The organism is Klebsiella sp. Lac1, assembly GCF_009825425.1.
GTDB classification, from domain to species: domain Bacteria; phylum Pseudomonadota; class Gammaproteobacteria; order Enterobacterales; family Enterobacteriaceae; genus Klebsiella; species Klebsiella electrica.
On the sequence record NZ_VJZJ01000001.1, the window covers coordinates 1,117,107 to 1,133,621 of the forward strand.

The following is a 16,515-nucleotide window of genomic DNA, read 5'->3' on the forward strand; positions in this document are numbered from 1 at the left end:
AGTGCCGGTCAATAAAACAGGGCGTTTCGCCCTGTTTTTAATTATCTCCCGTTTATCGGCAGCAGAAGGCGTTAGCCGCGTTTCGCGATGCGGATAGTTTGCGCCAGCCGAGAGGGGTTCTCTTCGCTGGTTTTCTGCGCTTCGGTAACGCAACAGGTCTCGACGCAAACAAAGGTTTTATAACCGTCATCCGGCATATCGCCCATGCTGATGGACAGCGCCGGGCCTGGGTTCCAGCCAACTACGTTGCTGTGGTGATGGTGGACGACGTCGATGTTGCGATTCAGCGCAGCGTCGTGAATCACGCTACAGGCTTCGGCATTCAGATAGACACGGTCGGTACGATCCGGGAAGGTCTGTACGCCGTTGCTCAACACGCCTTCTTCGGCGTTGTTCACTTTATCGATATAGCGGTCGCCGAGGCCACTGACTTTTACCGCGGCGATGTCGCCGACGTTGAAGTAGGTATGCAGCGCGGAGGTGGTTTCAAATTCGCCGTGCGCTTCCAGCTCGATCTCGCAGGTTTTACCCAGTCTGAAACGCGCATACAGCGTAAATTCGTGCGGCCAGTACCTGCGGGTTTCATCGCTACTTTTTAGTTCGAAGGTCAGCATCACGCCGCTTTCATCTTCGTCATGGCCTTTCAGCGCCCACGACAGGTTACGGGCGAAGCCGTGAGACGGGAAGCCCTGCTGCGCCGCCGGGCCAAACCACGGCCAGCAAACCGGCACGCCGCCGCGCAGCGCCACGCCGTTTTTGAACGGCGTATTGTTGCTGAGCCACAGTACTTCTTGTTCGCCAGCCGGTTGCCAGGAGAGCAGGTGCGCGCCCTGGAAAGCAACGGAGGCTTTAACCTGCGGATGGTCGACAACGATCAGCTCCAGCTCATCAAGCTGGCGGCGCGAGAGGACAGGGGTAAGTTGTTCAACTACCGGGAGAGCAAAAATTTTGTTAATCATGGTGCAATCCTAAAGGTTAGCCGTAAACATGAAGCCATAAAAAAAGGCGACCGAAGTCGCCTTTTTGGATCAATGTCTCATCTCAACTTATTTGGAGATGTGAGCGATCAGGTCCAGAACTTTGTTGGAGTAACCTGTTTCGTTGTCGTACCAGGAAACCAGTTTCACGAAGTTGTCGTTGAGTGCGATACCCGCTTTAGCATCGAACACGGAAGTGCAAACTTCGCCGTTGAAATCGGTAGAAACAACGTCGTCTTCGGTGTAACCCAGAACGCCTTTCATTGCGCCTTCAGAAGCCGCTTTGATTGCTTTCTTGATTTCTTCGTAAGACGCTGCTTTTTCCAGACGAACGGTCAGGTCAACAACGGATACGTTCGGAGTCGGAACGCGGAACGCCATACCGGTCAGTTTGCCGTTCAGTTCTGGCAGTACTTTACCGACTGCTTTAGCAGCACCGGTAGAGGACGGGATGATGTTCTGTGCTGCGCCGCGGCCGCCGCGCCAGTCTTTGTGAGACGGGCCGTCAACGGTTTTCTGCGTTGCGGTGGTCGCGTGAACGGTGGTCATCAGGCCTTCGATGATACCGAAGTTGTCGTTGATGACTTTAGCCAGCGGAGCCAGGCAGTTGGTGGTGCAGGATGCGTTAGAAACGATGTCCTGGCCTTCGTATTTGTCAAAGTTAGCGCCTTTAACAAACATCGGAGTGTTGTCTTTGGACGGGCCAGTCAGAACGACTTTTTTCGCGCCAGCGGTGATGTGTTTACGAGCGGTTTCGTCAGTCAGGAACAGACCGGTTGCTTCAGCAACAATGTCAACGCCTGCTTCGTTCCACTTCAGGTTAGCCGGATCACGTTCAGCGGTAACACGGATTTTTTTACCGTTAACGATCAGATGACCGTCTTTCACTTCAACGGTACCGTTAAAACGGCCGTGAGTGGAGTCATACTTCAGCATGTATGCCATGTAGTCAGCGTCTAACAGGTCGTTGATTGCAACGATCTCGATGTCAGAACGTTCCTGAGCAGCACGGAAAACAATGCGACCGATACGGCCAAAACCGTTGATACCTACTTTGATAGTCATATATTCCACCAGCTATTTGTTAGTGAATAAAAGGTTGCCTGTAAAATTACAAAAACCTTACGCAGCGTCAAGCGGAATCGTGTCAATCATTGCGACAAATCAATCCTGAGCACACCTTTTGCACGATTGATTTGCCTCACTCTCCCTTTGAGCCCAATTCCATATTGGGGCTGCGCCTGGAATTTTAAAGGCCATTAAAGATAAAAATGAGATGTCTGTCACAATTATCTGGCTGTCTTTTGGCTCCGGATAAGTTTAGAACAAAAGTCCACGCTTCATTGTTAATGTTTTGTTAGAATCGGGGCGTAAAGTTGTCCTTTCACAGTGAGAAGCAAGCACATGGCGAATAAACCCTCCTCGGACGAGCTCAAAAAAAATTTGAGCGAGATGCAGTTTTACGTGACGCAGAATCACGGTACTGAGCCGCCGTTCACCGGGCGACTGCTCCACAACAAACGGGACGGCGTCTACCACTGCCTGGTGTGCGATGCGCCGCTGTTTCACTCGCAAACGAAGTATGATTCAGGCTGCGGCTGGCCGAGCTTTTACGAGCCGGTGAGCGAGGAGGCGATTCGCTATCTGAACGATGACTCCCACGGGATGCAACGCACTGAAATTCGCTGCGGAAATTGCGATGCGCATCTGGGGCATGTGTTTCCGGATGGACCGCAGCCGACCGGGGAGCGTTTTTGCGTCAATTCGGCCTCATTAAGCTTCAATGACGACGATAATGGCGAGCAGATTAAAGGCTAAAGAAACGATTCAGCAAATTATTCCAGTGCGGAGTTGAACGGATCATGGAAATCGAGCAAATAATAGACAGTATGACGCCGGAAGTGTACCAGCGACTGGCAACGGCGGTGGAGCTGGGAAAATGGCCGGATGGCGTGGCCTTAACGCCCGAGCAAAAAGAGAACAGCCTGCAGCTGGTGATGCTTTACCAGGCGCGGCATAACAGCGACGCGCAGCATATGACCATCGATACGAACGGCCAGATGGTGATGAAGAGCAAGCAGCAGTTGAAAGAGGATTTTGGCATCGCCCCCCGACCGATTGCGACGCTGAAAATGCACTAGCCAGCGGCCTGATGCCCGGCGCAGGGCCTGGGGCAGGATTGCGCAGGCCCGTTAAGACCCCGCTCCGTCGGGCCTGAGCCAGGATTGCGCAGGCCCGTTAAGCCCCCACTGCCGGGCCTGAGGCAGGATTACGTAGGCCCGGTAAGGCAACGCCGCCACCGGGCAAGGTTGTGACAACTGACAACTCGGGTAAAACGCCGCTCACACCACCCAGCGGCCGATCGCCGCATAAGGTTTAATCCCAGGCGACGCCGCGAGCTGCTTCGCCTGCTGATTATGGTCATCGGCGCCATACTCCCAGAACATGACCCCCGCCAGACCTTTTCGCTGAATGTAATCAGCCTTTATCGCCACCGAGCGACAGGGCGTTGAATCTGCGAGTCAGCTCAATTTGTAGTCAAAGCGATGCGGGGAAATGGCCCGAAGCGGACGCTTCGGGCACAAGGATTACGCCTGCGTTTCCAGCCAGTCGTCGAGGATGTACAGCGTAGCGCCGGCGGCGGCCATCGCCATAAAGGCGTGCGCGCTATCCTGCGCCTGGAGGTTGACCCCGCGGCAGCCGTCGGTAATGACGTTGACGGTATAGCCGAGATCCAGCGCATCCAGCACGGTAAATTTGACGCAGTAATCGGTCGCCAGCCCAACAATGATCAGATCGGTGATGCCGCGTTGGCGCAGCCACTCGTCAAGCGCGGTTTTTTGCCGGTGACCGTTGTCAAAAAAAGCGCTGTAGCTGTCGATAGCCGGGTTTTCCCCTTTATGAAACACCGCGGTAATCGCCTGTTGCTGCAGCAGCGGATGCAGCGCCGCGCCTTCGCTGTTCTGCACGCAGTGATCGGGCCAGAACGTTTGCGCCAGGCCATCGAGATGGCCCTGAGTGTACGGTTCGACCTCGTGCTGGCTGGCGAAGCTGCCATGGTTCGCCGGGTGCCAGTCCTGGCTGGCGACGACGGTTTCGCCGCGGGCAAGGCAATGGTCGATAAGTCGGTTGGCGACATCTATGGTGCTATCGCCATCCGGAACGGCCAGTGCGCCGCCGGCGCAAAAATCGTTTTGTAAATCGACCAGCAGTAGTGCGCGGTTCGTCATCGGTTCTCCTTACTCATCGGGGGTCAGTTCGCCACGCAGGTTTTTCTGCATCAGGTTGCGAATCTCATCGACGCTCAGGTTCTGGCTCAGCAGATAATGTAGTTTGGTCAGCGTGGCCTCAACGGTCATATCAAAACCGCTAATGACGCCCGCCTGGGCGAGGGCGTTACCGGTGGCATACCCGCCCATATTGACCTTCCCGGACATGCACTGGGTCAGGTTGATGACCACGATCCCGCGCTGGCTGGCTTCTGCCAGAACCTGGATAAACTCGCCGTTTTGCGGGGCGTTGCCGACGCCATAGGAGCGCAGGATCAACGCTTTCACCGGCTGGCGCAGGAAATTACGCACCACGTCGGCGGAAATGCCCGGATAGATAGTGACGACGCCAATCGGCTGCGGCGTGATGGGATGGACAATCAGCTCGCCGGTACCCTGTGGCGCAGGTGGCGTGCCGAGGCGACGAATGTGGATCCCGGCTTCCAGTAAAGGCGCCAGATTGGGGGAGGCGAAGGCGTCGAAACCATCGGCATGGGCTTTGGTTGTGCGGTTGCCGCGATACAGACGATTATTGAAGAACAGCGCCACTTCATTAATCGGGTAATTCGCGGCAACGTACAGGGCATTGAGCAAATTGATCTGCCCGTCGGAGCGCAGCTCGGCCAACGGGATTTGTGACCCTGTCACAATAACCGGTTTGCCCAGATGCTCCAGCATGAACGACAGCGCTGAGGCGGTAAAGGCCATGGTGTCCGTCCCGTGCAGGATAACAAAGCCGTCGTACTCGTCGTAATGCGCGCGGATGTCGTCGGCGATGTGCTGCCAGTCTTCCGGCGTCATATCGGAAGAGTCCATCAGCGGCTCATACTCATGGATCGTAAAGTCCGGCATCTCCGGACGGTGGAACTCAGGCATCAGCGCCAGCTGACGCTGCAGGTGGCCGGAAACGGGGATATAGCCGTGTTCTGAGCGCTGCATACCGATGGTCCCACCGGTGTAGGCAACGTAAATCGATTTCTTTTGCATATCATCGCTTAGGTTGGACGTAGACAGGCGCAGTATAAAGTGACCGCTAAAAAAATACAGCGCAATCCCCGTTATACTTCGCGGTACGGGGGCGTGGCGCGCGCATTCCCCCCGACAACACTGACGTTGTCGGGGGGAACGGGTCAAACGAGGGGGACTAGCGGATATTGGCGCAGGTTAAGCAGAACGCGTAGCGGTTCTGCGGATCGTTGAACGCGGCGAGCTTATCGCTTTCGGCCTTGACGGCATTGGCTGCGGCGGCAACCGGTGCCGGCAGCCAGGCCTGCAGCGCCGCAGGCAGCGACGCGCGTACCGAACCGGTCAGGCTGTCGAGAACCATCGAGAAGAACGTCGGCTCTTCCTGATAGTAGCTGATATGCCACTGTTTCAGCTTCGCCAGCTCCGCGGCTTTCGCCACCGCGTCGTCAAAGTCGCCCAGGCTATCGACCAGCCCGTTGGCTTTCGCATCTTCACCGGTCCAGACATGGCCCTGGGCAATCTGGTCGATTTTCTCCGGCGTGCTGTTACGCGCGTTGGCGACCAGAGTGATAAAGCGTTTGTAGCCGTTTTCAATGCTCAACTGCATCAATTGCTGAACTTCAGGCGGCAGCGATTTGGTGGTTGAAACATCGGCCAGCGCCGATGTCGCCACGCCATCGGTATGAACGCCGATCGAGGCCAGCGTATTTTCGACGGTGTTAATGACGCCGAAGATGCCAATCGAGCCTGTGAGAGTGCTAGGGTTGGCGACGATATAGTTGGCCGGCGTGGAGATCCAGTAGCCGCCGGAAGCCGCCATGCCGCCCATGGAGACCACCACCGGTTTACCCGCCGCTTTCGCCGCCGCCAGCTCTTCACGAATCACTTCCGAGGCGCTGACGCTGCCGCCCGGGCTGTTGACGCGCAGGACAATCGCTTTCACCTTCGGATCGAGGCGAGCATCGCGAATCTGCGCGGCGGTCGTGTCTCCTCCGACATTACCCGGCGTCTCTTCACCGTCCATAATCGCGCCGTTAGCGAAGATAACCGCAATGGCGGCACCCTGGTCGGACGGCGTTTTCACGCTGTAATCGTAATAGCTGATCGCGCGATAGTGATTATCCTCTTTGCTCCAGCCGAACTGTTTAGTCAGCGCCTTCTCCACGTCGGTGGCGGTGCCCAGTTCATCAACCAGCTTGTTGTTCAGCGCGTATTGCGCCGTATCGCCGTCCACTTTACGCAGACCGTCAATCAGGCCCTGAGCGCCAGGGAACAGCTGCTGCGCGGTGATTTGGCGGTTAGCGGCGATGGTATTGAGATAGTTTTGCCACAGCTCGCCAATCCAGCGACTGTCGGCTTCACGCGCGGCAGGCGACATATCGTCGCGGATAAACGGCTCGACCGCCGATTTATAGGTCCCGACGCGGAAAACGTGCGTCGAGACTTTCAGCTTGTCGAGCAGCGATTTGTAATACAGGCCGTTGGTGGCAAAGCCGTGCAGGTCGACGTCACCCTGCGGCGAGAGCCAGATTTTATTGGCGAAGCTCGCCAGATAATACTGCCCCTGGCTGTAGTTGCTCCCCACGGCATACACCGGTTTTCCGCTATCGCGGAATTCACGCAGCGCCTTACCGATATACTGCATCGAAGGCTGATCGCCGCCGGCAAAATTTTTCAGATCCAGTACGATGCCGGTGATATTGCGGTCATCTTTCGCCTGGCGAATGGTCTGTACGATATCAAACAGCGAGTTTTCCTGGAGACGGTCGGAACTGGCCCCAAAGAGCTGACGACCGATCACGCCGAGTTTGCTGCTGGCGGACGGTTTATCGACCACCACGCCGGTGATATCCATCAGCAGCGCACCGCGAGCGGGATGTTCCGTTGTGGTGCTGCTGAACTGTGCCCAGATACCGACACACACCAGGACCAGCAACAGGAAAACCACGTTCAGTGCGAGCTGGCGAATAAAGTTGAGTACCCGCCATGTCCATTTAAAAAATCCGGCGAGCAGCCGCCAAAGAGTTCGCATGTATTCTCCCTAACATTGTTAAAAATGGGCCAACCGCATGGGTTGCCGCGTCTGGTTATCCTAAAGAGACGGCTGACGGTTGTCAGCAGGAATCACCGGTCGTGCTGTAACAAAATTCTTGCGCATGTTAATTTTATGCAAAATGACAGCACAGGAGTCACATCGATGGATGCTCTCGAACTACTGATAAACCGCCGTAGCGCCTCGCGCCTCGCAGAGCCGGCACCGGCCGGCGAACAACTGGAAAACATTCTTCGCGCCGGATTGCGCGCCCCGGATCACGGGACGCTGCAGCCCTGGCGTTTCTTTATTATTTCCGATGATGGCCGCGAACGCTTCAGTCAACTGCTGGAGAAAGGGGCGATTGCGGCCGGGCAGGATGACAAAGGCATTGAAAAGGCCCGCAGCGCGCCGTTCCGCGCGCCGCTGATTATTACCGTCGTCGCCCGCTGCGAAGATCACCCGAAGGTGCCGAAATGGGAGCAGGAAATGTCTGCCGGCTGCGCGGTGATGGCCATGCAGATGGCGGCGGTTGCGCAGGGCTTTAACGGCATCTGGCGCAGCGGCGCATTGACCGAAAGCCCGATCGTCCGTGAAGGATTCGCCTGCCGCGAGCAGGATAAAATCGTCGGTTTTCTCTATCTGGGAACGCCGCAGCTTAAAGCTTCAACCACCGTTTCTCTGCCGGACACCGCGCCGTTTGTGGTCCGTTTCTGAACCAATGCTGAGTAAGAACAGCCCGGCAGGCATACCGCGCCGGGCTGTCGCGCCGACAATCCGCTCGGCGTCAACATCGCTCTGCCAGGGTGTTTAGCGATAAACGGAACGAGCGATGCGGGTGTAGGTATGCCTGACTCCGCGAATCGCAATACTGTAGGCCAGAATATTCTCCGGTAATGCCACTCCCATATAGCCCGTATCGCCAATATGGTGCAGGTCGGCGCCCGCCATTTTACTCATCAAGGCTATCTGACGAAGGGTGCCGACATCAGCGCCTTCCTGGGAAGTCCCAATCGCCGTCATCGCCAGCGCGCCATGCGCATGCGCAGTCTCAATAAGCGATGCCACTCGTTGCTGACTCATTCCTGGTATCGTGCCTGGGGCCGGGAGCAACACAATATCCGCCCCCTGGGCGGCGAAGGCGATGACATCCTGCTCGCTGATAATGCTGCTGCCGCTTTCACCTACGACTCCCGCGCCGTGCATTTTCCCGGTGATAATCACTGCGCTGTCGCCCACCGCCTGGCGAATCTCCCCGGCGGCTATCGCCAGCGCCCGGTTGCTGACCCCGTTATTCGGGTTGCCCGTTAACAGCAGAATTTTCGCCCCCATCGCGACCAGCTTACGGGCATTGTCAGCCGTAGCCGAGCGCCCCGGCCTCATTTTCCAGATATCGTCATGGGCAACCGCAAATTCCGGGTCTACCGCCTCCAGATTGACGCCAATAATACGCCCGGTCAGGCGCTGCAGTTCATGCAGCGTTTTGTCCGCCGCGATACCGGCAGGCAACCCCTCAATATGCGGATTTTCACTGTCAAACATATTAATCAGCAAGATATCCGCACCTTGCGATGCGGCAAGCTCGGCATTGGTGACATTGTTCAGCAATGGCTGAGTGATGGCGATAGATTCACTGACCATTACCCGACCTTCGCTGGCGCGAATGGCATACAGCAGTTGCTCTTTATCCATTGACACAAAATCGGAAGCGCAGCAGTCCAGCAGGCGTTTAGTTTTCATCGGGATATTCCTCGTCGCTGAGCCAGTGTTGCTGTTTCGCCTGCCGCCGCTGGCTGGCGAAACAGCAACACTGGCATCCATTTACCGCAATTGTTTCAGCCATCTTTGCTCGAATTAAAGATAAATCACTTAGGTCCCACGAGTGAACCGTTTTAGTGAAATGGCGGCACAGCGCAAAGCGAGCTGGTGGGAGATCAGCGGCGTTTAGCAATCCAGGAGGAGCGCCACGCGCTGCAACTGACCAAATAGTGAAGATGGCGAGGTCATGCGGCTTGTCCATCGCAAAATCGTCTATTTGTCTGCTTAATGAGCAACCACTCGCGATTTCAGACTGTCATACTTACCACCCCGGCGTTTGAGCGCTACCATAGCGGGATTGCAATGACAGGAGATGTCCATGAGCGAGCAAGCTATTCGTTTAACGCAATACAGCCACGGAGCCGGTTGTGGTTGTAAAATTTCCCCTAAAGTACTGGAAACGATCCTGAAGAGCGATCGGGCGAAGTTTATCGATCCGCACCTGCTGGTGGGGAATGAGACCAGCGATGATGCGGCGGTTTATGACCTGGGCAACGGGACGTCGATCATCAGCACTACCGACTTTTTTATGCCGATAGTCGACAGCCCGTTCGACTTTGGCCGTATCGCCGCCACCAACGCCATCAGCGACATTTTCGCGATGGGTGGAAAACCGATTATGGCGATTGCCATCCTTGGCTGGCCGATTAATACCCTGGCGCCGGAAATTGCCCGCGAAGTAGTGGACGGCGGGCGTTTTGCCTGCCAGCAGGCGGGCATCTCCCTGGCGGGCGGCCACTCGATTGACGCGCCGGAGCCGATTTTCGGTCTGGCGGTCACCGGCGTGGTGCCGACCGAGCGAATCAAGAGAAACAGCACCGCCGGGGCGGGCTGCAAACTCTATCTCACCAAGCCGTTAGGCATTGGCGTGCTGACCACCGCCGAGAAAAAATCGCTGCTCAAACCGGAGCACCAGGGGCTGGCGACGGAAACCATGTGCCAGATGAACCTCGCCGGTGCGGCCTTTGCCACCCTCGGCGGCGTAAAAGCGATGACCGACGTCACCGGCTTCGGCCTGCTGGGCCACCTGAGCGAAGTGTGCCGTGGCGCGGGTGTTCAGGCGCTGCTCAACTACGCGGATATCCCGAAACTGCCGGGCGTTGAAGAGTACATTGCGGCGGGCGCCGTTCCCGGTGGCACCGGGCGCAACTTTGCCAGCTACGGCCATCTGATGGGCGACATGCCAGCGGCGTGGCGCGATCTGCTGTGTGACCCGCAAACCTCCGGCGGTCTGCTGCTGGCGGTGACGCCGGAAGCCGAAGGCGAAGCGCGGGCCGTAGCCGAAGAGTTCGGGATTAAGCTTGCCGCCATCGGCGAGTTGGTGACCGCACGCGGCGGACGTCCTATGATCGAGATCCGTTGATTACATGCGGTTGTTTATTGCGGAAAAACCCAGTCTCGGCCGCGCCATCGCCGATGTGCTCCCTAAGCCGCATCGCAAAGGCGATGGTTATATTGAGTGCGGTAACGGGCAGGTGGTCACCTGGTGTATCGGCCATCTGCTCGAGCAGGCTCAGCCCGACGTCTATGACGGGCGCTATGCGCGCTGGAATCTGCTCGACCTGCCGATTGTGCCGGAGAAGTGGCAGCTGCAGCCCAAACCGTCGGTCACCAAACAGCTCAACGTCATCAAGCGTCTGCTGGGCGATGCGCAGGAGGTGATTCACGCCGGTGACCCGGACAGAGAGGGGCAGCTGCTGGTCGACGAAGTTCTCGACTACCTGCAGCTGGCGCCGGAAAAGCGCCAGCAGGTCCAGCGCTGCCTGATTAACGATCTCAACCCGCAGGCGGTGGAGCGGGCGATTTCTCGCCTGCGCGCCAACAGCGAGTTTATTCCGCTCTGCGTTTCGGCTCTGGCCCGCGCCCGCGCTGACTGGCTGTACGGGATTAACATGACCCGCGCCTATACGCTGCTCGGCCGCAATGCCGGCTACCAGGGCGTGCTGTCGGTCGGTCGGGTGCAGACGCCGGTGCTGGGGCTGGTGGTGCGGCGTGACGAAGAGATTGAGAACTTCGTCGCTAAAGATTTCTTTGACGTCAAGGCGCATATCGTGACGCCGAAGGATGAGCGTTTCGTCGCCACCTGGGTGCCGAGCGATGCCTGCGAGCCGTATCAGGATGAAGAGGGGCGTCTGCTGCATCGTCCGCTGGCTGAACATGTGGTGGCGCGTATTGAGGGCCAGCCGGCGCGGGTGACCGCCTACAACGATAAGCGGGATTCAGAACCGGCGCCGCTGCCGTTTTCGCTTTCGACGTTGCAGATTGAGGCGGCGAAGCGCTTTGGCTTTAGCGCGCAAAACGTGCTGGATATCTGTCAGAAACTGTATGAAACCCACAAACTGATTACCTATCCGCGTTCGGACAGCCGCTATCTGCCGGAAGAGCATTTTGCCGGTCGGCATGCGGTTCTTAATGCCATCGCGGTGCATGCGGCGGATCTGCTGCCGCAGCCGGCGGTGGATCTGGAAATCCGTAACCGCTGCTGGGACGATAAAAAAGTGGATGCGCACCATGCGATCATCCCGACCGCCCGCAGCAGCCAGGTGAAACTGTCCGATAACGAAGAGAAGGTGTATGGCCTGATTGCCCGTCAGTATCTGATGCAGTTCTGCCCGGATGCGGTCTTCCGCAAGTGTCAGATCGATCTTGATATTGCCAATGGCAAATTTGTCGCCAAAGCGCGTTTCCTCGCCGAAGCCGGCTGGCGCGCGCTGCTGGGCAACAAAGAGCGGGACGAAGAGAACGACGGTACTCCGCTGCCGGTGGTGGCAAAAGACGACGAGCTGCTGTGTGAAAAGGGCGAAGTGGTGGAGCGGCAAACTCAGCCGCCGCGCTATTTTACCGATGCAACGCTGCTGTCGGCGATGACCGGGATTGCCCGCTTTGTGCAGGATAAAGATCTGAAAAAGATTCTGCGTGCGACCGACGGCCTGGGGACGGAAGCGACCCGCGCCGGGATTATCGAGCTGCTGTTTAAGCGGGGCTTTTTAGTCAAAAAGGGCCGTTATATTCACTCCTCCGATGCCGGGCGCGCGCTGATTCACTCCCTGCCGGAGATGGCGGCCCGCCCGGACATGACCGCTCACTGGGAGTCGGTACTGACGCAAATTAGCGAGAAGCAGTGCCGCTATCAGGACTTTATGCAGCCGCTGGTCGGCACGCTTTACCAGCTGATTGAGCAGGCCAGGAGTACGCCGGTGCGTCAGTTCCGCGGCATTGTCGCGCCGGGCGGCGGTAAAAAGAGTTTCAGTAAAGGTAAAACCAAAGCGAAAGCGAAAGACAAAAAGCCTGCGGCGGACTCCGTTGCGGAAAAACCATAAAAAAACCCCGGATTTCCGGGGTTTTTTTATGGTTGCCGCTCATCCCCGTCTTAAGGGACGGCGGCAGGGAACCGCGACGTCTTAAATGACGCCCTGCGCCAGCATGGCATCGGCCACTTTGACGAAACCGGCGATATTGGCGCCGCGGACGTAGTTGGTCTGCCGCGCTTCGCCGCCGTATTCAACGCAGGCGTGGTGAATGTCCAGCATGATGTGATGCAGACGGGCGTCGACCTTCTCCGCCTTCCAGCTCAGGCGGGCGGCGTTCTGCGCCATTTCGAGGCCGGAAGTGGCGACGCCGCCGGCGTTCGCCGCCTTGCCAGGCGCGAACAGCACGCCCGCATCAAGGAACAGATCGGTGGCGGCGATGGTGGTCGGCATGTTAGCGCCTTCGGCAACGGCCTTCACGCCGTTAGCGATCAGCAGACGCGCCGCATCGGCGTCCAGTTCGTTTTGCGTGGCGCAAGGCAGTGCGATATCCACAGGAACGGACCACGGCTGTTTGCCTTCGAGGTAGGTCAGACCATACTCGCGGGCGTAGTCGGCAACGCGGCCATCGCGGCTGGCTTTGATTTCGCACAGACGGGCCAGTTTTTCCGGGGTAAAGCCGCCTTCATCGACAACGGTGCCGCTGGAGTCGGAGGCGGTGATCACGCGGGCGCCGAGGGTCATCGCTTTTTCGATAGCATATTGCGCCACGTTACCGGAACCGGAAACCGCCACCCGCATCCCTTCGAAGCCTAGACCGTGACGCTTGAGCATCGCGTCGGTAAAGTACACCAGACCATAGCCGGTCGCTTCCGGACGAATCAGGCTGCCGCCGAAGGAGAGCCCTTTACCGGTGAATACGCAGGCGCTGTTGTTGGCGAGTTTACGCATCATCCCGGCCATAAAGCCGACTTCACGACCGCCAACGCCAATATCGCCTGCCGGAACGTCGGTGTCCGGGCCCAAATGGCGATACAGTTCGGTCATCAGTGCCTGACAGAAGCGCATCACTTCGCCATCGCTCTTTCCTTTCGGATCGAAGTCGCTGCCGCCTTTTCCGCCGCCCATTGGCAGCGTGGTGAGGGCGTTTTTAAAGGTCTGTTCAAAGCCGAGGAACTTCAGGATCGACAGGTTGACCGACGGGTGGAAACGCATGCCGCCCTTGTACGGGCCAATTGCCGAGTTGAACTGCACGCGCCAGGCGCGGTTAACCTGAACCTGATTGCGGTCGTCGACCCAGACGACGCGGAACTGAATAGCGCGCTCTGGTTCAACCAGACGTTCCAGCAAAGAGAGCTGGCGATAGCGCGGGTTTTCTTCAAGGAAGGGCCACAGCGTGGTCATCACTTCGCGGACAGCCTGAGCAAATTCGGTTTGTTGCGGGTCGCGCTGTTGAACGCGGGTAAGAAAGCTTTCCAGAGTACACATCTGATCCATAGATATAATTTCCCCTTATGGTTGTGGTTGCATGTATACGCGTCACGTGCAGATTGCTTCGCTGTCCGCTTCGAAGCGCCTGGGCGGCCGCCTGAGGCAATCTGAATGATTTTGTATCTCTTTTTTTATTATTCGGCCCTTGAAAAGACCGATTTTCCGACTATAACACCGGGAATCGTTAGGCAAGCAAGGAAAAATTATCCAGACAGGAAAATTTATAATCTGGCGTCAGTCATAACTAAAAACGATGACGCCAGTGGCAGGGAATTAGCGGGGAAGCCCGGCGGCGCGTTGGGCAATAAACGCGTTCAGCAGCGGAATATCCGCCGGAGCAAGGTCGAAGGTGAGCGCCTCTTGCGGCGTGCACCAGCGCAGCTGGCGATGATAGTGGGCGCTGGGAAGGCCGCTAAAGCGCGCCACCCACCAGGCGTGCAGGTGAATCAGGCGGCCGGAGACCTCCCGTTGATGACTGGCGATATAACGCTCAACTTGCGCCGTAATGCCGAGCTCCTCCTGCAGTTCGCGGATAAGCGCCTGCGGCTGGCTCTCGCCAGCTTCCACTTTGCCGCCGGCAAATTCCCATAGGCCGGGCTGATCGGCGTGGGACGGGCGCTGCGCCAGCAGAATTTTGCCATCCTGTTCAATAATGGCGGCTACAACATCAAGCGTTTTTTGCATCTGAATCATCGTTCCGGGCAGGATAATGGCCTATTATCACCACCTTTGTCTGTGCCAGACAACCTTTAGCCCATCGGAGATATGTCGTGCTCGATAGTCATCTGCATCCCCGCCTGAAACCCTTGCTCAATATTTGCGCCGCGCGACTGGACCGCCTCGGCGTCTGCGCCGACGGTGTGACCCTGACGGGATTCGTCATCGGCGTTCTGGCGCTGCCGTTTCTCGGGCTGCGTTGGTACGGGGCGGCGCTGGTGGCGATTGTCGTGAACCGGCTTCTCGACGGATTAGATGGCGCGCTGGCGCGTCGCCGCGGGTTGACCGATGCGGGGGGATTTCTCGATATTGCTCTCGACTTTCTGTTTTATGCCCTGGTGCCGTTCGGGTTTATTCTCGCCGATCCGGCGCAGAACGCCGTGGCCGGAGGCTGGCTGTTGTTTTCTTTTATCGGCACCGGCAGCAGCTTTCTCGCCTTTGCCGCGCTGGCGGCAAAGCATCAGCTAACCAATCCGGGCTACGCCCATAAGTCGTTTTACTATCTCGGGGGATTGACGGAGGGGAGTGAAACCATCCTGCTGTTCGTGCTGTGCTGCCTGTTTCCCGCGCAGTTCGCCTGGCTGGCGTGGCTGTTCGGCGCGCTCTGCTGGCTGACCACCGCCACTCGAATTTACAGCGGCTACCTGACGCTGAAGCAGCTTCAGCTTCAGCGTCAGGCGTAAGGCGGTTACTGACTACTCTCCGGTCCGCGTACGCCGGTCTGCACCGGATTTTTCGGGTCGCTGCTCCATTCGTACCAGCCGCCATCGTACACCGAGATATTTTTCCAGCCCATGGCGCGGGCGTACATAAAGGTCTCTGAGGCGCGCCAGCCGGTGCCGCAGTAGAACGAGACCTGCTGATCGGGACGGATATTCCACTGTCGCCACATGGCGGCGATATCCTCCGCGCTGCGCATGGTGCCGTCCGGGTTGTGGAAGTCCTGCATATGGGTGGAGTCGCTCCCGGCGTGTCCCCAGCGGGCGCCGGCAATCTCGCCTTTTGGCTTGATATAGCTATAGCCGCTGGTGGTGCCGATAAACTCCGGCCAGGAACGGATACTGACCAGCGACGCATCCTGACGATGCAGCAGCGCGCGCGCCTGCGCCATATTCAGCATCAGCTGCGGCTGACCGGGAATCGGCGCGCCGAAGTCGGGGGCCGGTTTGGGTTCCGGCGGCATCCCGCGTTCGACCGGCAGACCGGCATCGGACCAGGTTTTCCAGCCGCCGTCGAGCAGACGCACATCTTTTACCCCGGCGTACAGCAGAATCTGCGCCACGCGGGCGGCGGCGTAGACGTCGCGGCCGTAGAGAATCACCGTCGTGTCATGACGAATACCCTGTTTCGCCAGCAGCGCTTTCAGCTGGGCATCGGAGACCTTATTCCACAGCGGTTCGCTCTCCACCTCGTTGGTATCGATATAGCCGGCGCCGGGAATATGATTCAGCAGATAGAATTTGGGCGCCCCCCAGGCCGCTTCAATCACTTTCCACTCTCCGGCCGGTGCGGCGGTCACCGCTTTACCCTGCTGGAGGTCATGCAGCCACTGCGGGTAAACCAGCTGCTCAAAGTGCGGCAGTTTTTGCAGGCGCTCGGGTTGACTCAGCGCATCGCTAAGGGTGCTGAGACGGGTAAACCCTGCGGCCTGCAGGCGCGCGGCCACTTTCGCGTTGTCTGCATCGCTGCCGTACAGCGCGACGGGGGTATCGGCCCGCAGCTGATGCTGTCTGGCCCATGCGCTAAGCTGTTCATCGTTCATGGCACTGAGCCAACTGGCGGAGAGATTCAGCGCCTGCGGTTCGTGACCCTGCGGGCCGTTAGCCCGTTGGGGCCAGCCGTTGTAGAACGCGCTCAGACGTGTATCAATTGCGATACCGTGCTGCTGTTGTAGGGTGGAGAGCGTCAGCGTTGGCATGGTTTCAGCGGCGAAGGAGGTGGAAGCAGCAAGCCCGATCAGCAGGGCGAGTGCGGTCAATTGAGAAACACGTTTCATC

The 16,515-nt window shown here is 58.0% G+C and carries 16 protein-coding genes and 1 pseudogene; 6 read left to right on the top strand and 11 right to left on the bottom strand.

The window, feature by feature from the left end; translation table 11 throughout:
* Positions 1 to 71: 71 nt before the first annotated feature.
* Positions 72 to 959, bottom strand: a complete 888-nt coding sequence (locus FNY10_RS05285) for a D-hexose-6-phosphate mutarotase (RefSeq protein ID WP_160703750.1) — start codon at positions 957 to 959, stop codon at positions 72 to 74.
* Positions 960 to 1,046: 87 nt separating this feature from the next.
* Positions 1,047 to 2,042: a glyceraldehyde-3-phosphate dehydrogenase gene (gene gapA / locus FNY10_RS05290; protein ID WP_100684948.1), complete on the bottom strand. Its 996-nt coding sequence runs from the start codon at positions 2,040 to 2,042 to the stop codon at positions 1,047 to 1,049.
* A gap of 339 nt (positions 2,043 to 2,381) precedes the next feature.
* Here gapA and msrB point away from each other — a divergent pair, with 339 nt between their 5' ends.
* Both msrB and FNY10_RS05300 read left to right on the top strand, forming a co-directional pair.
* Positions 2,382 to 2,795 (top strand): peptide-methionine (R)-S-oxide reductase MsrB, encoded by a 414-nt coding sequence (msrB, locus tag FNY10_RS05295; RefSeq protein ID WP_100684949.1) that lies wholly within the window; start codon positions 2,382 to 2,384, stop codon positions 2,793 to 2,795.
* A gap of 44 nt (positions 2,796 to 2,839) precedes the next feature.
* The gene (locus FNY10_RS05300) at positions 2,840 to 3,118 is read left to right on the top strand and encodes a YeaC family protein (RefSeq protein ID WP_100684950.1); all 279 of its coding nucleotides are present in this window, start codon (positions 2,840 to 2,842) and stop codon (positions 3,116 to 3,118) included.
* 201 nt (positions 3,119 to 3,319) lie between these two features.
* Here the strand turns inward: FNY10_RS05300 and FNY10_RS26775 are convergent.
* The 4 genes and pseudogenes from FNY10_RS26775 to sppA all read right to left on the bottom strand — a co-directional run.
* Positions 3,320 to 3,478 (bottom strand): annotated as a pseudogene (locus FNY10_RS26775) (hypothetical protein); the annotation flags it as partial.
* 87 nt (positions 3,479 to 3,565) lie between these two features.
* Positions 3,566 to 4,207, bottom strand: coding sequence for a bifunctional nicotinamidase/pyrazinamidase (gene pncA, locus FNY10_RS05305; RefSeq protein WP_160703748.1), 642 nt, complete (start codon positions 4,205 to 4,207; stop codon positions 3,566 to 3,568).
* Between the two features lie 9 nt (positions 4,208 to 4,216).
* Positions 4,217 to 5,233, bottom strand: a complete 1,017-nt coding sequence (gene ansA / locus FNY10_RS05310) for an asparaginase (RefSeq protein WP_160703746.1) — start codon at positions 5,231 to 5,233, stop codon at positions 4,217 to 4,219.
* A 157-nt stretch (positions 5,234 to 5,390) separates the two neighbouring features.
* Positions 5,391 to 7,244: a signal peptide peptidase SppA gene (gene sppA, locus FNY10_RS05315; RefSeq protein ID WP_100684953.1), complete on the bottom strand. Its 1,854-nt coding sequence runs from the start codon at positions 7,242 to 7,244 to the stop codon at positions 5,391 to 5,393.
* A 165-nt stretch (positions 7,245 to 7,409) separates the two neighbouring features.
* On the opposite strand from sppA, the gene FNY10_RS05320 reads away from it, so the two are divergent.
* Positions 7,410 to 7,961, top strand: coding sequence for an NAD(P)H nitroreductase (locus tag FNY10_RS05320; RefSeq protein WP_160703744.1), 552 nt, complete (start codon positions 7,410 to 7,412; stop codon positions 7,959 to 7,961).
* A gap of 93 nt (positions 7,962 to 8,054) precedes the next feature.
* Here the strand turns inward: FNY10_RS05320 and FNY10_RS05325 are convergent, their stop codons facing one another.
* Together FNY10_RS05325 and FNY10_RS05330 are read right to left on the bottom strand one after the other, a co-directional pair.
* Complete coding sequence (locus tag FNY10_RS05325) at positions 8,055 to 8,984, bottom strand: haloacid dehalogenase-like hydrolase (protein WP_160703742.1); 930 nt, start codon at positions 8,982 to 8,984, stop codon at positions 8,055 to 8,057.
* Positions 8,974 to 9,264: a hypothetical protein gene (locus FNY10_RS05330; RefSeq protein WP_160703740.1), complete on the bottom strand. Its 291-nt coding sequence runs from the start codon at positions 9,262 to 9,264 to the stop codon at positions 8,974 to 8,976. Before FNY10_RS05330 ends, FNY10_RS05325 begins: the two co-directional genes overlap by 11 nt.
* 117 nt (positions 9,265 to 9,381) lie before the next feature.
* On the opposite strand from FNY10_RS05330, the gene selD reads away from it, so the two are divergent.
* Positions 9,382 to 10,425, top strand: coding sequence for a selenide, water dikinase SelD (gene selD, locus FNY10_RS05335; RefSeq protein WP_160703738.1), 1,044 nt, complete (start codon positions 9,382 to 9,384; stop codon positions 10,423 to 10,425).
* A gap of 4 nt (positions 10,426 to 10,429) precedes the next feature.
* The gene (locus FNY10_RS05340; protein WP_160703736.1) at positions 10,430 to 12,382 is read left to right on the top strand and encodes a DNA topoisomerase III; all 1,953 of its coding nucleotides are present in this window, start codon (positions 10,430 to 10,432) and stop codon (positions 12,380 to 12,382) included.
* An 81-nt stretch (positions 12,383 to 12,463) separates the two neighbouring features.
* Here FNY10_RS05340 and gdhA read toward each other — a convergent pair whose 3' ends face one another.
* Both gdhA and FNY10_RS05350 read right to left on the bottom strand, forming a co-directional pair.
* On the bottom strand, positions 12,464 to 13,807 hold the full coding sequence (gdhA, locus tag FNY10_RS05345) for an NADP-specific glutamate dehydrogenase (RefSeq protein ID WP_160703734.1): 1,344 nt from the start codon (positions 13,805 to 13,807) through the stop codon (positions 12,464 to 12,466).
* 267 nt (positions 13,808 to 14,074) lie between these two features.
* Positions 14,075 to 14,485, bottom strand: a complete 411-nt coding sequence (locus FNY10_RS05350) for a pyrimidine (deoxy)nucleoside triphosphate diphosphatase (protein WP_131049688.1) — start codon at positions 14,483 to 14,485, stop codon at positions 14,075 to 14,077.
* A gap of 86 nt (positions 14,486 to 14,571) precedes the next feature.
* Here FNY10_RS05350 and FNY10_RS05355 point away from each other — a divergent pair, with 86 nt between their 5' ends.
* Complete coding sequence (locus FNY10_RS05355; protein ID WP_160703732.1) at positions 14,572 to 15,201, top strand: CDP-alcohol phosphatidyltransferase family protein; 630 nt, start codon at positions 14,572 to 14,574, stop codon at positions 15,199 to 15,201.
* Positions 15,202 to 15,206: 5 nt separating this feature from the next.
* Here FNY10_RS05355 and FNY10_RS05360 read toward each other — a convergent pair whose 3' ends face one another.
* Positions 15,207 to 16,514, bottom strand: coding sequence for a rhodanese-like domain-containing protein (locus FNY10_RS05360; protein ID WP_160703730.1), 1,308 nt, complete (start codon positions 16,512 to 16,514; stop codon positions 15,207 to 15,209).
* Position 16,515: the final 1 nt, after the last annotated feature.

What these genes read in the sequence shown, in the direction of transcription:
- ansA (WP_160703746.1), bottom strand. Translation starts at nt 5,233, where the DNA reads ATGCAAAAGAAATCGATTTACGTTGCCTACACCGGTGGGACCATCGGT.
- FNY10_RS05360 (WP_160703730.1), bottom strand. Translation starts at nt 16,514, where the DNA reads ATGAAACGTGTTTCTCAATTGACCGCACTCGCCCTGCTGATCGGGCTT.
- gapA (WP_100684948.1), bottom strand. Translation starts at nt 2,042, where the DNA reads ATGACTATCAAAGTAGGTATCAACGGTTTTGGCCGTATCGGTCGCATT.
- gdhA (WP_160703734.1), bottom strand. Translation starts at nt 13,807, where the DNA reads ATGGATCAGATGTGTACTCTGGAAAGCTTTCTTACCCGCGTTCAACAG.
- FNY10_RS05300 (WP_100684950.1), top strand. Translation starts at nt 2,840, where the DNA reads ATGGAAATCGAGCAAATAATAGACAGTATGACGCCGGAAGTGTACCAG.
- FNY10_RS05285 (WP_160703750.1), bottom strand. Translation starts at nt 959, where the DNA reads ATGATTAACAAAATTTTTGCTCTCCCGGTAGTTGAACAACTTACCCCT.
- FNY10_RS05350 (WP_131049688.1), bottom strand. Translation starts at nt 14,485, where the DNA reads ATGCAAAAAACGCTTGATGTTGTAGCCGCCATTATTGAACAGGATGGC.
- FNY10_RS05325 (WP_160703742.1), bottom strand. Translation starts at nt 8,984, where the DNA reads ATGAAAACTAAACGCCTGCTGGACTGCTGCGCTTCCGATTTTGTGTCA.
- sppA (WP_100684953.1), bottom strand. Translation starts at nt 7,244, where the DNA reads ATGCGAACTCTTTGGCGGCTGCTCGCCGGATTTTTTAAATGGACATGG.
- FNY10_RS05330 (WP_160703740.1), bottom strand. Translation starts at nt 9,264, where the DNA reads ATGGACAAGCCGCATGACCTCGCCATCTTCACTATTTGGTCAGTTGCA.
- selD (WP_160703738.1), top strand. Translation starts at nt 9,382, where the DNA reads ATGAGCGAGCAAGCTATTCGTTTAACGCAATACAGCCACGGAGCCGGT.
- pncA (WP_160703748.1), bottom strand. Translation starts at nt 4,207, where the DNA reads ATGACGAACCGCGCACTACTGCTGGTCGATTTACAAAACGATTTTTGC.
- FNY10_RS05340 (WP_160703736.1), top strand. Translation starts at nt 10,430, where the DNA reads ATGCGGTTGTTTATTGCGGAAAAACCCAGTCTCGGCCGCGCCATCGCC.
- FNY10_RS05320 (WP_160703744.1), top strand. Translation starts at nt 7,410, where the DNA reads ATGGATGCTCTCGAACTACTGATAAACCGCCGTAGCGCCTCGCGCCTC.
- msrB (WP_100684949.1), top strand. Translation starts at nt 2,382, where the DNA reads ATGGCGAATAAACCCTCCTCGGACGAGCTCAAAAAAAATTTGAGCGAG.